This window comes from Pseudomonas sp. BT-42-2 (assembly GCF_025847435.2).
GTDB lineage: Bacteria > Pseudomonadota > Gammaproteobacteria > Pseudomonadales > Pseudomonadaceae > Aquipseudomonas > Aquipseudomonas urmiensis.
Window position 1 is genome coordinate 232,008 of record NZ_JAOYTM010000008.1, and the last position, 13,762, is coordinate 245,769.

Here is a 13,762-nt window from a genome sequence, read left to right on the forward strand (position 1 = left end):
ATAGCTACTTTTCGGGGGACAGTTTTCGTGTCGCTGGTGATCAGTCCGTTGCTCGAAGACCAGCAACTGACTGACATCGACCAGGCCATGAAGGCTGCGCCCACGCTCATCACCCAGGGCAACACCGTGCCCATCCAGGACTCTGAGTGGTTTGAGCCAGGCACAGCCCTGGGGTATGGTCGCAGCTTGTCCCGTCTGCTCCTGGTGCGACCTTGCCCGCTTTCTACCTGACTTTCAGCCTGCTGTTGTACCTCGTCAGCTTGTACTTCGAGGGTGCCGTAATGAGCGCCGGGCGCCACATGCCGGCCTTGCAGATGCTGCTGTACGGGCCGTGGGGCGTGCCGTTCGGCTTGTACCAGTGGTTCGCCAATCCGTTGCTGGCGCTGGCGGTGCTGGCCCACCGACGTTTTCGCCGGCTGGCGCTGGTACTGGGGTTGGCGGCGTTGTACCTGGCGGCCAGCAGCCTTGGCATCGATCGGCTGCCGGATAACCGCAGCTATGCATTCCAGGATCTGATTGGCTTTGGTGCAGGTTTTTATCTGTGGCTGGGGGCGATTGCGCTGTTTTGCCTGGGCCAGGGTTGGTGGTGCTGGAAGGCTCGCAGCAGCGCTGACATGCCCGGCTGGCGCTGGCTCGATGTGGCGCTGATCGCGGCGCTGGGAGTGGCGGTGTATGCCGGCACGCAGATGCCCTCGCTGCGTTTCCAGGTCGATAAGGTATTGATGCCGCCCGAGCAGCCGCAGGCGTTTTGAACTGCATCAGTGCTAGGCGCGGGCCTGTCCCGCGATGAGGTCAGCACTGCCAACAGCACACTGGGGCCTTAGCGCGAGGTGCCCCACTGCACCACCAGCATTCCCAGCACAATCATCCCCACCCCAACCAGCCGCCAGACATTCACCGGCCGCTCCGGTAGACCCATCAGCCCCCACTGATCGATCAGCAGCGACGACAGCACCTGCCCGGCAATCACGCAGACGATGAATCCCGCCGCCCCCAGCCGGGGCGTCAGGACCAATGCAGCGGTGATGTACAGCACCCCGGCCACGCCGCCAAACCACGCCCACCAAGGCGCCTGGGCTAGGCTCTGCAACTGCGGCAGCGGTGCGCGCATCACCAGCAGCGCTGGCACCAGCATCAACAAACTGACCAGCAGCGACACCCCCGCGGCCCACAGCGGATGGCCCAACAACCGACCCAGGGCGGCATTGCTGCCGGCCTGGAATGGCACGGCGGCGCCAGCCAGCACGGCAACGAGCAATGGCAACAGGGCAGATAGAGCTAGTGCTTGCGGCATGATGTTCTCCAGTAAAAGGGCTGGTTTCAGTCTCGGTTATCCATTTCAATGATGGAAATTCGAACTCTGCACAGGCTGTATTCGTACCATGGATGATCTGCGCCGCATCGACCTCAACCTGTTGTTGACCCTGCATGCCTTGCTCAGCGAGCAGCACGTCTCGCGCGCGGCCTTGCGTTTGCATCGCAGCCAGCCGGCGGTGAGCCATGCGTTAGCGCAATTGCGCGAGATCTTCGCCGACCCGCTGCTGGTCCGGCGCGGCGGGCGGCTGCACTTGAGTGCCCGTGCGCAAGCCTTGCGTGAGCCTCTGCAACACGCCTTGCAGCAACTCGATGGTCTGCTCGGCAGCCCAGGGTTCGAGCCGGGCAGGGCGCGGCGAACGTTTCGCCTGGCGATGTCCGACTATGGCGCGCGGGTGGTATTGCCGGCGTTGATTCGCGAACTGCGCCAGGACGCCCCAGGGGTGGACTTGGTGGTTTCCCAGGGCAGTCGCGAGGCGATGCTGGGGCAACTGATCGATGGCGAAGTGGATCTGGCCCTGGGGGTGTTTCCCGAGCTGCCTTCTGAGGTGCAGTGCCAGGTACTGTTCGAAGAGTCGTTCGTCTGTCTGGCTGACCGGCGTGGCCTGCCGTCGCGGGGTGGGCTGACCCTGGCGCAATGGCTGGCGCGCCCGCATGTGCTGGTGGCGGTCCGTCCGGGTATCGACAACGAGATCGACCTGGCCCTCGAGGCGCTGGCTGAGCAGCGCCGGATTGCCCTGACGCTGCCGCACTGGGGCGTTGCCCAGAAGCTGATCGCGGGCACCGACCTGATTCTTACCGTGGCCCGCCGCAGCCTGCTCGGCACCCGCCTCGACCCCGCCCTGCGCAGCTTCGCGCCGCCGCTGCCGATTGCGCCGTTTGCCTTTGCCCAGGTTTGGCATTCGCGGCGCGAAGGCGATGCTGGGCATGCCTGGCTGCGTGAACGAGTGCGGGTTCTGAGTGAGTGCAGTGCCGGGGCGAGCTGATGCTGATGTTTGTTCGGCGTGGTTGGCCAGTCGCCAGAGAATGCTAGGCTGGTTGCCAACTTTGAATGCAAGGACCCGCCATGCTCAGCCGATCCACTATCGCCAGTGCCGCCCTACTGACGTGTTTCGCTTGCCACGCCCAGGCCGAGGACTACTCGCAGACTTACACCCAGTGCATGGACAAGGCGTCCAGCACATTGGCCATGGGCGCTTGTATCCAGGCCGAGACCCGCTTGCAGGACGAGCGGCTGAACCGGGTGTACAAGCAACTGATGGCCAAGCTCGATAAAGACCAGAAAACCAACCTGCGCGATGTGCAACGCACATGGATCAAGTACCGCGACGGCAACTGCGCCTTCCACGGCCGTTTGAGCAGCGGCAGTATCTACCGCATCGAAGGGGCCATGTGCGAAATGGACATGAGCCGTGACCGGGCGGCGGAGCTGGAGCGGGTGCTCAGCCCGGGGCAGTGAGGGAAATCGAGGTGACTGCCAACGGCCAAGTCACCCTTGTCTGACGTTATCCACGAGCCTGGCGCTGGTGGCGAGCCTTCAGATAGGCCTGCACCTCTATTGCATCCCCAGTAAACTCGATGCGTTCGGCCTTGGCCGAGCGCTGGTAGGCATACATCGGATCGTAATACTCCTTGAGCAACCCCTCGATCCACCCTCGATGCAGGTCCACTGCACCACTGCGCAGCTGCTCATCAAGGGCCTGCTTGAGCCATTCAGCCAGCCGCTGGAATCGCTCGCCACCCAGCCGCTTGTGGATATTGGCCATGCTCTGCAGCATGCGTTCGGCATACAGCCGAGGGCCATGCTCAGGCCCGTGCAGGTCAACGAACTCGGCAGACAGATGGATGACATAATCGCGCAGGATGCGCTCGACCCGGTTGGCAAAACTGTCTTCCAACCACACCAATGGATAGTGCTGCATGCCTTGGTAGAGCTCCAGCGGCAGGGTGCAGCTGCCAATGATCCGCCCTTCATCCTCCAGCACGAATTGCTCGATGCCGCGCGCGCGCTTTTTCAGCACATCGATGGCCAGGCGGTTTTCGAAGTCGATCTGCACCGGCTGGGCGCTCGCGCGCTTGCCGAAGCTCGAGCCGCGATGATTGGCGTGGCCTTCCAGATCCAGCACATTGTTCAGTTGGTGGAGCACCTCAGTCTTGCCAGTGCCAGTCAAACCGCCGAGCAGGACGAAGTCGCATTGGGCTGCGGCCTGTTGAGTGGTCTGCAGTAAAAACGTACGCATGGCCTTATAGCCGCCCCTGACCCTGGGGTAGGCGATGCCCACTTCTTCACGCAGCCACTGCTGCACGATCAGCGAACGCAGGCCGCCGCGAAAGCAGTACAGGTAACCATTGGGATGAGCCTTGGCAAAGGACGCCCATGCGTATAGCCGCTCGTCCTTGATCGCGCCGCTGACCAGTTGATGGCCGAGGCTAATGGCCGCGGCCTGGCCGTGCTGTTTGTAGCAAGTACCGACTTTCTGCCGCTCCTGATCGTTCATCAGCGGCAGGTTGACCACGCCGGGGAACGCACCCTTGGCAAACTCGATGGGCGCACGCATGTCCATCATTGGCGCATCATCGAGAAACAGCTGGCGGTAGTCGGTGCAGTCAGGGCGCATCAAATCACCTCGACCGCGTGGCGCTGTCGTTCGACCAGCTCGCCAATCGGCGAAAGCTGCAGGCCAAGTTCAGTGGCCACCGCCAGAAACTGCGCCTCACCCTCAGGGCTGACCGCCACCAGCAGGCCACCACTGGTCTGTGGGTCACACAATAGCTGTTGCTGCTGCTCGCTCAGCACGCCGATCTTGTGCCCATAGCTGTCGTAGTTGCGCAAGGTTCCGCCAGGGATGCAGCCCTCGGCCAGGTAGTGCTCGACGCTCGGCAGACGCGGCACGGCTCGATAATCCAGGCGCGCCGTCAGGCCGCTGCCTTCAGCCAGTTCCACCAGGTGGCCCAGCAGGCCAAAGCCGGTCACGTCGGTCATCGCCTTGACTCCATCGAGCTTGCCAAAGTGGCTGCCTGGGGTATTCAGGGTGCACATCCAGTCTCGTGCCAGGCCCTGGTCTTGCTCGCGCAGCTTGGCCTTTTTTTCTGCCGTGGTAAGGATGCCGATGCCCAGTGGTTTGGTCAGGTACAGGCGGCAACCGGCCGTGGCGGTGTCGTTGCGCTTGAGATGGCGTTTGTTGACAACGCCGGTCACGGCCAGGCCGAAGATCGGCTCAGGGGCATCGATGGAATGTCCGCCGGCCAAGGGGATACCGGCTTCGGCGCAGACTGCGCGCCCACCCCGGATGACTTCGCGTGCAACTTCGGGCGGCAACACGTTGATCGGCCAGCCGAGGATGGCGATGGCCATCAGCGGGTCACCGCCCATGGCGTAGATGTCGCTGATGGCGTTGGTGGCGGCGATGCGGCCGAAATCGTATGGGTCGTCGACGATCGGCATAAAGAAGTCGGTGGTCGAGACCACCCCGCGTTCATCATCCAGGGCATAGACGGCAGCGTCGTCACGCGAGGCGTTGCCGACCCACAGGTTCGGATCTAGGGCCTGAGTGCCGCTCTCGGCGAGGATCACATCCAGCACCTTGGGCGAGATCTTGCAGCCGCAACCGGCGCCGTGGCTGTACTGGGTAAGACGAATCGGCTCGCTCATAAGCACCTCGCATTGTGTGTTGGGCGAGTCTAGCAAACCTGGCGTTTGGGCCATGGGCACTATACTTCGACGGGTGTTGCGAGGTGTCAGGGTTGGCCTCATCGCGGGGCAAGCCCGCTCCCACGCCTTTGAGTTCTCAGCCATCTGCGTGGGAGCGGGCTCGCCCCGCGATGAGGCCGGCACTACCGCCAAACTGGCAACACCCAGTCTTCCCCGTCCTCGAACCGGAGAAAGCCCATGCTCAAACGTCCACTGGCGCTCGCCGCAGGCCTTGTGTTCTCGTGCTGTGCTGTCCTCATCCAGGCTGCCGAAACCCTTAGGGTCAGCGCCATCCCCGACGAAGCCCCCACCGAACTGCTACGCAAGTTCAAGCCGCTGGGCGAATACCTGCACAAGCAGTTGGGCATGGAGGTGAAGTTCGTGCCAGTGGCCGACTACCCGGCAGTGGTCGAGGCCCTGTCCAGCGACAAGCTCGACCTGGCCTGGCTGGGCGGCTTCACCTTCGTTCAGGTGCACCTCAAAGACCCCAGCGCCACCCCGCTGGTGCAGCGTGAACAAGACGCCACGTTCACCAGCAAATTCATCACCGCCGACCCCAATGTGAAGAGCCTGGCCGACCTCAAAGGCAAGACCTTCGCCTTCGGCTCTGTCTCATCGACCTCCGGCAGCCTGATGCCGCGTTATTTCATGCTCAAGAACGACAACATCAAGCCTGAAACCTACTTCAGCCGCGTGGCCTATTCCGGCGCCCACGATGCCACCGTGGCCTGGGTCCAGGCCGGCAAGGCCGATGCCGGTGTGCTCAATGCCAGTGTCTGGCAGAAGCTGGTCGACGCCGGCAAGGTCGATACCGACAAGGTCAAAGTGTTCGCCACCACACCGACCTACTACGACTACAACTGGACCGTGCGCGGCAACATGGACGCCGGCTTGAAAACCAAGATCAAGCAAGCCTTCCTCGATCTGGATCCGGCCAACCCTGAGCACAAGGCGATTCTCGATCTGCAGGCTGCCAGCCGCTTCATCGAAACCAGCCCCGATAACTACAAGGGCACCGAGGAAGCCGCACGCGAGGCCGGGCTGCTCAAGTGACTATTAGCCTGCACGGGGCGAGCTTGCGCCACGGCCAGGTGCGTGCCCTGGAGGCGCTCGATCTGCTGATCGAGCGCGGCGAACGGGTGGCGATCATTGGGCCCTCGGGGGCGGGCAAGTCCAGCTTGCTGCACCTGATCGCCACGGCCGTTCGGCCTAGCGCCGGTCACCTGGAGGTGCTCGGTGAGCAGCCCTGGGCACTCTCGGCACGCGCTCGTCAGCGCTTGCGGGCGCGGGTCGGCCTGGTGCACCAGGCGCCACCGTTGCCTTCGCGCCAGCGTGTCATCACCGCGGTACTGGCTGGCCGTCTGGGGCAGTGGGGCATGCTGCGTGGGCTGCTCAATCTGATCTGTCCCACCGACGTGCCGGGTGCGCGGCAGGCGTTGGCGGCGCTGGGTATGGCAGACAAGATGTTCGTGCAATGTGGGCAACTCTCTGGCGGCCAGTTGCAACGCGTGGGCATCGCTCGGGCGTTGTATCAGCGGCCCGAGGTGCTGCTTACCGATGAGCCGGTGTCGGCCATGGATCCGGTACTCGCAGAGCACAGCTTGAGCCTGCTCAATCGCCATGCCCAGGCGCACGGCGTTACCTTGGTCACCAGCCTGCACGCGGTGGAGTTGGCGTTGGCGCACTTTCCACGCATCGTTGGCATCCGTGAGGGGCAAGTGGTGTTCGACCGCCCGGCCAATGAGGTCAGCGTAGGCATGCTCGATGCGCTGTACGCCAACGAGCAGTTGCTGGCGCCGACGATAACGGCGCCGAGCAAATTGGTGCAGTTGCCACGATGCTGAGCGTCGAGCGCCGCGACCCGGCCGCGCTGCCTCGGCTGCTGTTTACCTTGTTGTGCCTGGCGCTACTGTGGCCGGGGTTGCAGCTGAGCGAGCTGAACCCCGGCGTTCTGCTGCAGGCAGAAAACCGTCGGCAGATGGCCAATTTCCTCAGCGCGTTCTGGCCGCCTGCGCACGATCCGGCGTTCCTGTCGTTGTTGTTCGAAGCCACTGTACAGACCCTGGCCGTGGCCACTGCCGGCCTGGCGTTGGCATTGATCCTGGCGCTGCCGGCGAGCCTGCTGGCCAGCCGTGCGCTGTCGCTGCGCGCCGCCTCCAACGCCGGGCGGCTGACGGCTGGCGCGCGTCTGTTGCGCCTGCCAGTGCGCGGTGTGTTGATCTTTTTGCGCAGCGTGCCGGAAATCGTCTGGGCCTTGCTGTTCGTGCGCGCGGTCGGGCTGGGGCCGACCGCTGGGGTGCTGGCGATCGCCATCACCTACAGCGGCATGCTCGGCAAGGTCTACGCGGAAATTTACGAGTCGGTCGACCAGCGCCCGGCGCACGCGTTGCTGCAGGCGGGCAGCGGTCGGTTGCTGGCGTTCTTCTACGGCATCGTGCCGGGGGCGGCGAGCGAGCTGGTGTCGTACACCGTGTACCGCTGGGAGTGTGCGATACGCGCCTCGGTGGTGATGGGCTTCGTTGGCGCCGGAGGCCTGGGGCAGCAGATCGATCTATCGATGCGCATGTTCGCCGGCGCCGAGGTCGCGAGCATGCTGCTGACCTTCCTGCTGTTGGTGATGCTGGCAGACCTTTTGAGCCGCTTTCTGCGCGGGAGGCTGGCATGAGCCGGGCGATCAACCTGCTGGTGTTACTGGCGATTGTGCTGGCGGTGGTCGCCTCGTTTGGCTATCTGGAGCTGGACCTGGCCGCAGTCATGGGCAGTGGTGGACTGGCGCAGATGGGCGAGTATGCGACGCGCTTTCTCAGCCCGGACGTCTCTGCCGAGCACCTGCGCGCGGTCATGCGTGGGGCGCTGGAAACCTTGGCCATGTCTGGTCTGGGCACCTTGCTGGCGATGGTTCTTGGTTTGCTCTTGGCGTTACCTGCCGCAGGGCGTTTCGGCTGGCCGCTGCAAGGCCTCGCGCGCCTGCTGCTCAATGCCTTGCGGGCGATCCCCGAGCTGGTCTGGGCCGCCTTGACCGTACTGGCCGCAGGCCTGGGGCCCAATGCCGGCACCCTGGCGCTGGCGCTGCATACAACCGGCGTGCTCGGCAGGCTGTTCGCCGAAGCGCTGGAAAACACCCCCAGCGAACCTGCCGAGGCGATCCGCTTGCAGGGCGCCAGCCAAATTGCGGCGTTTTGCTACGGCACCCTGCCCAATCTCTGGCCACAGATGCTCGCCTACAGCTTGTACCGCTGGGAAAACAACATCCGCATGGCCAGCGTGCTCGGCTTTGTCGGTGCGGGTGGCCTGGGGCAGATGCTCTACACCACCCTGAGCCTGTTCCAGGAAGCCCAGGCCAGCACGGTGATCATCGGCATGCTGGTGCTGGTGTTGCTGGTCGACGCGCTGAGCGACCTGCTGCGTCAGCGTTACGTGCGCGTGTGAGCGGCTTCATTGCACCCGTTCGTCGCACTGCGCCTCCCGCTGCATCGACTCCAGATTGCGCTCGATGGTCTCGCAGATGGTGTCCATCTGAATCTGGTGCTCACTGAAACGAAACGGGCTCTGCAGGTCGGTACCAATCCGCTCGATCGCCAGCAGCATGAAACCGACCACGGTCGAGGCCAGTGGCGTGAACCAACCCAGCGACTCCACCAGGCCAATCGGCACGATCAGGCAGAACAACGAAATGAACAACCGCGGAAAGTACACGTAAGGGTAGGGCAGCGGCGTATTGGCGATGCGCTCCATGCCGCCCTGGGCATTGGACAGGTCCACCAGGGTCGACTCCAGCCGTGCCAGGCGAATGCTGTCCAGCCGCCCGGCCTTGTATTCGCGCGCCAGCAGCGCGGCTGAGCCGCTGAGGATATCGTTGGCGAAATTATTCGAACGATTGCGCCGCTCGAACTCCTGCGGCGGGATGAACGCCATCAGTTCGTCCGGGCATTTCTCCCCCTTCAGGTGCGCCGCCAGGCAGTTCACGTAAGCCACATGCCGGCGTAACAAGGTGGCCTTGACCGGGTTCAAGCCCTCGTCGCCGTCGTCGATCAGCGTCAGCACCTGGCGGGCGAAACTGCGCGAACTGTTGACCAGCGCCCCCCACAGCGTGCGCGCCTCCCACCAGCGGTTGTAGGCACTGCTGTTGCGAAAGCTCACCAGCACCACCAGCGCCGAACCGAGCAAGGTCAGCGGCATCAGTGGCAGGGTGAACTTGCTGTTGAAGAACAGCATGAAATCGATGGTGACCAATACATCCCAGATCAGCAGCCAGAACAGCGACCAGCCGATATAGCCGAAGGTCTTCACCACCAGGCGGATCTTGCGCGCGATGATCTCTTTCAAACGGCGAACCTCGAAACGAAGCGGATGCAGGTTCGGACGCCGGCTGGCGGGCAAGGTTCGCTGCTGTTCGTCGCGCGGTGTTTCCAGAAGTGTGCGAGAAGCGAAGATCGTTTTTGCATCCGCGCCCTGGCGTACATCGCCAAGGCACGGTCACCAGTTGCGGCATCGCTAAAGGATCGGGCTCACTCAATAGGCGTAGCGCAGGGTGGTCATGAAGTTGCGCGGGGCGCCGTATAGCCCGGCTGCGGTGGTCGAGTAGTACTCCTTGTCGAACAGGTTGTTGACGTTCAAGGTTGCCGACAACGACGGGCTGATCTGGTAGCGCGCCATCAGGCTAGTCAGGGCGTAGCTGCTCTGGGTAGTGGCATAGCTGGTGTTGTAGCCGGCTTCGCTCTGCCAGTTGACGCCGCCGCCGACGGTCAGCTTGTCGAGCGCGCCTGGCAGGCGGTAAGTGGTGAACAGCTTGACGCTGTTACGCGGGATTTCGGTGACGATACGCTTGTCGTCGTCATCGAAACTGACGCTGTAGGAGTAACCGCCGGTGAGCTGCCAGCCCTCGCGGATTTCGCCGTTGAGTTCCAGCTCGACCCCTTCGCTGGTGGTGCCGCTCTCGGCACGGTAGGCCTGGAAGCCATTGGGCTGGCGATTGTCGCCATCGGCCACGGCGAGGTTGTCCTGCTCGACCCGGAACAGCGCCAGGCTGGCATTGAGCCGACCTTCATAGAAGCCGGCCTTAAGGCCAATCTCATAGCCGGTGCCTTCCTGGGGATCGAGTGGCGAGCCGCTGACATCGCGGATGTTGGCATTCTGCGGGTTGAAGATCTGGGTGTAGCTGGCATAGGCGGTCCAGGTATCGTCCAGGTCGTAGACCAAGCCTGCATAGGGGATGACGATGCCGGTTTCGGTGCGCTCGGTCTTGGTGGTCGCGCCACCGTAGATGCGGTTGGTGGTTTCGCGGTTCCAGTCCACCACGCGGGTGCCGAGAATCAGGCTGGCCGCGTCGGTCAGGTGCCAGCGTGAGGTCAGGTAGGCGGCGTACTGGGTTTCGGTCAGGTCGCTCTCGCCGATCTTGGTAAAGCGTGGCTTGGGCGCTTGGCCGTTCCAGGTGTAGATGTTGTCGATGTCGCCATCGTAGGTGCCGCGCCGCTGCCAGCCGCCGTAGTCGGCGGTGCCCCGTTCTTCGATGCGCGACAGGGTTACGCCAGTGATCAGCTCATGCTCGCGCCCCAGAAAGGGAAACGCGCCGGTCAGGTAGGCATCCAGGTTGTCCTGCTCGGGGCTGGCCTGCCAGCGGGTCGGCATGAGAAAGGCCCCAGCGCCGGTGGCGGCGTCGATAGCGCCGGTCATGTAGGTGGCCACGGTGTCGTAGTCGTTACGCGCGTGGCTGTATTCGAGCTTGCCGCTCCAACCGTTGGCGAAGTGCTGTTCGATCGAGGTGAATAGGCTGCTCTGCTTGCGATCGTAGTAGGACCAATCCGGCGAGCTGTTGAACGAGCGCTTGATGTCGGTCAGCGCGCCAGTGGTGGTGAACAGCGGAAAGCCGGTGCGCATGGGGGCGTTGGCATGGGTCACCTGATGGCTGAAGCCGAGGGTCAGCAAGGTCGACTCACTCAGGTCCAATTCACTGATGCCGTACAGGGTGGAGATTTCCTGATTGAAGCGGTCGATCCAGGCATGCTGGTCCTTCTGATCGGCGACGAAGCGCCCGCGCACGTTGCCCGCCTCGTTAAGCGCGCCGCCAACATCCACGCTCAGGCCGTAGCGGTCCCAGCTACCGGCCTCGGCCGACAGCAGCACTTGTGGCGCTTGGGTGGGCCGCTTGCGGATCAGGTTGATGGTTGCCGACGGGTTGCCCAGGCCGCTGATCAGGCCAGTGGCGCCGCGCACTACTTCGACCCGGTCGTACATCGCGGTGTTCTGGGTGTAGTTGTCCATGCGCGAGGAGGTCGGCACCCCGTCGATCTCGTAGTTGCTGATGGCAAAGCCACGGGACAGGTAAGGCGTGCTGTCGGCGCCGATGCTCTCGCGGATGACGGTGATGCCGGCGGTGGCGTCCAGCGCGTCGGTGAGGGTGTCGAGCTTCTGGTCTTCCATGCGCTGGCGGGTCAGCACGGTGACCGACTGTGGGGTCTCCTTGATCGACAGGTTGAGCCGCGTCGAGCTGCTCGAGGACTCGGTGGTGTACGAGCCAGAGCCCTCGGTGGTCGACCCCGGGGCCTTGCCGGAAATGCTCAGTGGCATCAGCTCCATCGCGCCGTTGGCCGCAGAGGCCGCCGGCAGCAACACATAACCGCCATTACTCTGCTGGCTGGCTTGCAGGCCACTGCCGCCGAGCAAGCGCGCCAGGCCTTCCTCCACGCTGAAGGTGCCTTGCAGGCCTGGCGAGCTGAGCCCGTAGGTCTGCTCGCTGGCGAATGACAGGGTTACCCCGGCGGCGCTGGCGAACTCGCTCAAGGCTGTGCCCAGCGGCCCGGGTGCAATCTCGAAACGGGTCGACTGCTGGACTTGCGCCGCAACGCTGGCAGGGGTGAAAGCGATCAGGGGCACGCCGAAGAGGGCCAGCTGGACGGCGCGGGCCAGGGGAAGACGAGACATCGAAAGTTCCTTGGGGTTGGCAGGGCACAGTGCGGCAGTTATCGCCGCTTCAGTGCTTGGCCGAATGAGAATGAAAATCGGCAACCCCTAATTGATTTTTTTGCGCATAGCGCAGCGGCGCCGGAGGCAGCGAGCTAAAGCGCGAAGAGGCCGGTGCTGACAGGAGCGGGCTTGTCGGGGCGCCGAACCGCCGCGAAGAGGCCAGACCTGCCATCGCACACGCTTTCAGACCGCATCGATCCGTACCCAGTAGCGCGTCAGGTAATGCACACGGACAGGCAAAGACGCCGCCAGGTTTTCCAGCACCGTATCGGTATCATCCAAGCGAAAACCACCAGAGACCCGCAACCCGGCAACCGCATCGCTGCACAGCAACCGCCCGGACCGATAGCGCTGCAGCTCAGCCACCAGGTCCACCAAGCGCCACTCCACCGCCATCAGCATGCCCCGCACCCAGGCATCGCTATCCCGTGCCCCCGGCTCCGGCGCATCGACCCGCTCACGGTTAAACGCGACCCGCTGCCCGGCCTCAAGCCGCATCAGCCGATTGGCCGCCGCCGCAGGCCTGACTTCGACCGCATGCTCCAGCACCTGAACCACACTCTGCTGACCCTCACTGCGCACGCTGAACCGCGTACCCAGTGCACGAACGCTGCCCTGCGGTGTATGCACGACAAACGGCCGGCCTTGCGGATCGGCCGCTGTCTGGATCAGCACCTCCCCACGATGCACTTGGATTTCCCGCAAGCCAGCGCCATAGCGGATATCCACAGCACTGTCTGTATTGATATCCAACACCCCGCCATCGGCCAGGCGCAGATGGCGCCGCTCACCCTTGGCCGTGCGCTGCTGGGCCATGCGCGAGCTAATCGGCTCGATGATGTGCAGGCCCCAGCCTGTCGCCCCAGCGGCCAGCAGCAAGCCCAGCACCTTGGCCACAGCCCGTCGCCGCGCCCGTACTCCGGCGAGGGTGGGTAATGCGACCTCTTCAGGCAAATGACCCAGTTGGCGTTGCAGCTTCTCCACCCGCGCCCAGGCCTGGGCGTGACGCGCATCCTGGGCAAGCCAAGCCTGCCAGCCGAGGCGCTCGGCCTCGCTCGGCGGCGCAGCGTGCAACTGCACATACCAAGTGGCTGCCGCCTGGAGAATCTTGCGCTCGAGCACGGCTCAGTCCTCGACCAGCATCAGGCACTGGGTCATGGCGCGGATCATGTGTTTTTTCACCGTCGTCACCGACACCGCCAAGCGCTCGGCCGTGGCCACATAGCTCAGCCCCTCCAGCTGCACGGCAAGGAAGATCGTGCGCGTGCGCGGCCCCATTTCATCGAGCATGGCATCCACGGCTGTCAGGGTTTCCAGAATCAATAGCCGGGTTTCTGGCGAGATATCCAGCGCCTCCGGGCGCAACGCCAACACATCCAGGTAGGCCTGCTCCACCGCTCGGCGGCGGAAGCGGTCGATCATCAACGCCCTGGCAATCGAGCTGAGGTAGGTGCGCGGCTCGCGGATGGCGTCGACATTGCGCGCGGTCAGTACCCGCAGGAAGGTGTCCTGGGCCAGGTCCGCCGCATCGCTGGAATTGCCCAGGCGCGCCCGCAGCCAGGTTTTCAGCCAGCCGTTGTGGGTGTGATAGAGATCGTGCAGGGCAGAGGCGTCGGCTGGAGGCATGGCGGACTGTACCTGAGAATGATTCTATCTATTGTTGGCTGGAACGTTGGGTTGGGGCAAGTGGGCGGGGAGCTGGGATAACTGTTGAGGCTTTGAATGAAGAGTCTGGACCCTGGGCGATTTACTAGCTCACCTACCTATAATCGGGACTTAAATACTGATTATTTT

General features: G+C 63.7%; 15 protein-coding genes. 8 read left to right on the forward strand and 7 right to left on the reverse strand.

Annotation, left to right across the window (positions count from 1 at the left end; all coding sequences use genetic code 11):
- Positions 1-27 precede the first annotated feature (27 nt).
- Together OIU19_RS09440 and OIU19_RS09445 are read left to right on the forward strand one after the other, a co-directional pair.
- Complete coding sequence (locus OIU19_RS09440; protein WP_264234792.1) at positions 28-231, forward strand: hypothetical protein; 204 nt, start codon at positions 28-30, stop codon at positions 229-231.
- A complete protein-coding gene (locus OIU19_RS09445) occupies positions 213-752 on the forward strand; it encodes a hypothetical protein (protein WP_264234793.1) in 540 nt (179 codons plus the stop codon). The genes OIU19_RS09440 and OIU19_RS09445 overlap by 19 nt, the downstream gene beginning before the upstream one ends.
- A 68-nt stretch (positions 753-820) precedes the next feature.
- Here OIU19_RS09445 and OIU19_RS09450 read toward each other — a convergent pair whose 3' ends face one another.
- The gene (locus OIU19_RS09450) at positions 821-1,294 is read right to left on the reverse strand and encodes a DMT family transporter (RefSeq protein WP_186554113.1); all 474 of its coding nucleotides are present in this window, start codon (positions 1,292-1,294) and stop codon (positions 821-823) included.
- 88 nt (positions 1,295-1,382) lie between these two features.
- Between OIU19_RS09450 and OIU19_RS09455 the strand changes: the two genes are divergently transcribed.
- Positions 1,383-2,300 carry a LysR family transcriptional regulator gene (locus tag OIU19_RS09455; protein WP_264234794.1) on the forward strand — a complete coding sequence of 306 codons (918 nt, stop codon included), beginning with the start codon at positions 1,383-1,385 and terminating at the stop codon, positions 2,298-2,300.
- 80 nt (positions 2,301-2,380) lie between these two features.
- Positions 2,381-2,773 carry a lysozyme inhibitor LprI family protein gene (locus OIU19_RS09460; protein WP_264234795.1) on the forward strand — a complete coding sequence of 131 codons (393 nt, stop codon included), beginning with the start codon at positions 2,381-2,383 and terminating at the stop codon, positions 2,771-2,773.
- Positions 2,774-2,819: 46 nt separating this feature from the next.
- Here OIU19_RS09460 and mnmH read toward each other — a convergent pair whose 3' ends face one another.
- Entirely contained in the window at positions 2,820-3,932 is a 1,113-nt protein-coding gene (mnmH, locus tag OIU19_RS09465) for a tRNA 2-selenouridine(34) synthase MnmH (protein WP_264234796.1), read from the reverse strand.
- The gene (gene selD / locus OIU19_RS09470) at positions 3,932-4,966 is read right to left on the reverse strand and encodes a selenide, water dikinase SelD (RefSeq protein WP_264234797.1); all 1,035 of its coding nucleotides are present in this window, start codon (positions 4,964-4,966) and stop codon (positions 3,932-3,934) included. The genes mnmH and selD overlap by 1 nt, the downstream gene beginning before the upstream one ends.
- Before the next feature lie 237 nt (positions 4,967-5,203).
- On the opposite strand from selD, the gene OIU19_RS09475 reads away from it, so the two are divergent.
- The 4 genes from OIU19_RS09475 to phnE are packed head-to-tail and all read left to right on the forward strand — an operon-like array spanning position 5,204 to position 8,434.
- A complete protein-coding gene (locus tag OIU19_RS09475; RefSeq protein ID WP_264234798.1) occupies positions 5,204-6,058 on the forward strand; it encodes a putative selenate ABC transporter substrate-binding protein in 855 nt (284 codons plus the stop codon).
- Positions 6,055-6,849: a phosphonate ABC transporter ATP-binding protein gene (locus OIU19_RS09480; protein ID WP_264234799.1), complete on the forward strand. Its 795-nt coding sequence runs from the start codon at positions 6,055-6,057 to the stop codon at positions 6,847-6,849. Before OIU19_RS09475 ends, OIU19_RS09480 begins: the two co-directional genes overlap by 4 nt.
- Positions 6,843-7,670 (forward strand): ABC transporter permease, encoded by an 828-nt coding sequence (locus OIU19_RS09485; protein ID WP_264234800.1) that lies wholly within the window; start codon positions 6,843-6,845, stop codon positions 7,668-7,670. Before OIU19_RS09480 ends, OIU19_RS09485 begins: the two co-directional genes overlap by 7 nt.
- The gene (gene phnE, locus OIU19_RS09490) at positions 7,667-8,434 is read left to right on the forward strand and encodes a phosphonate ABC transporter, permease protein PhnE (protein ID WP_264234801.1); all 768 of its coding nucleotides are present in this window, start codon (positions 7,667-7,669) and stop codon (positions 8,432-8,434) included. Before OIU19_RS09485 ends, phnE begins: the two co-directional genes overlap by 4 nt.
- A gap of 6 nt (positions 8,435-8,440) precedes the next feature.
- On the opposite strand, the gene OIU19_RS09495 is transcribed toward phnE, so the two are convergent.
- The 4 genes from OIU19_RS09495 to OIU19_RS09510 form a co-directional block, all read right to left on the reverse strand.
- The gene (locus OIU19_RS09495; protein WP_264234802.1) at positions 8,441-9,331 is read right to left on the reverse strand and encodes a bestrophin family protein; all 891 of its coding nucleotides are present in this window, start codon (positions 9,329-9,331) and stop codon (positions 8,441-8,443) included.
- A 186-nt stretch (positions 9,332-9,517) separates the two neighbouring features.
- A complete protein-coding gene (locus OIU19_RS09500; RefSeq protein ID WP_264234803.1) occupies positions 9,518-11,926 on the reverse strand; it encodes a TonB-dependent receptor in 2,409 nt (802 codons plus the stop codon).
- Between the two features lie 225 nt (positions 11,927-12,151).
- Positions 12,152-13,090, reverse strand: coding sequence for a FecR domain-containing protein (locus tag OIU19_RS09505; protein WP_264234804.1), 939 nt, complete (start codon positions 13,088-13,090; stop codon positions 12,152-12,154).
- Between the two features lie 3 nt (positions 13,091-13,093).
- Complete coding sequence (locus OIU19_RS09510; protein WP_264234805.1) at positions 13,094-13,594, reverse strand: sigma-70 family RNA polymerase sigma factor; 501 nt, start codon at positions 13,592-13,594, stop codon at positions 13,094-13,096.
- Between the last annotated feature and the right edge of the window lie 168 nt (positions 13,595-13,762).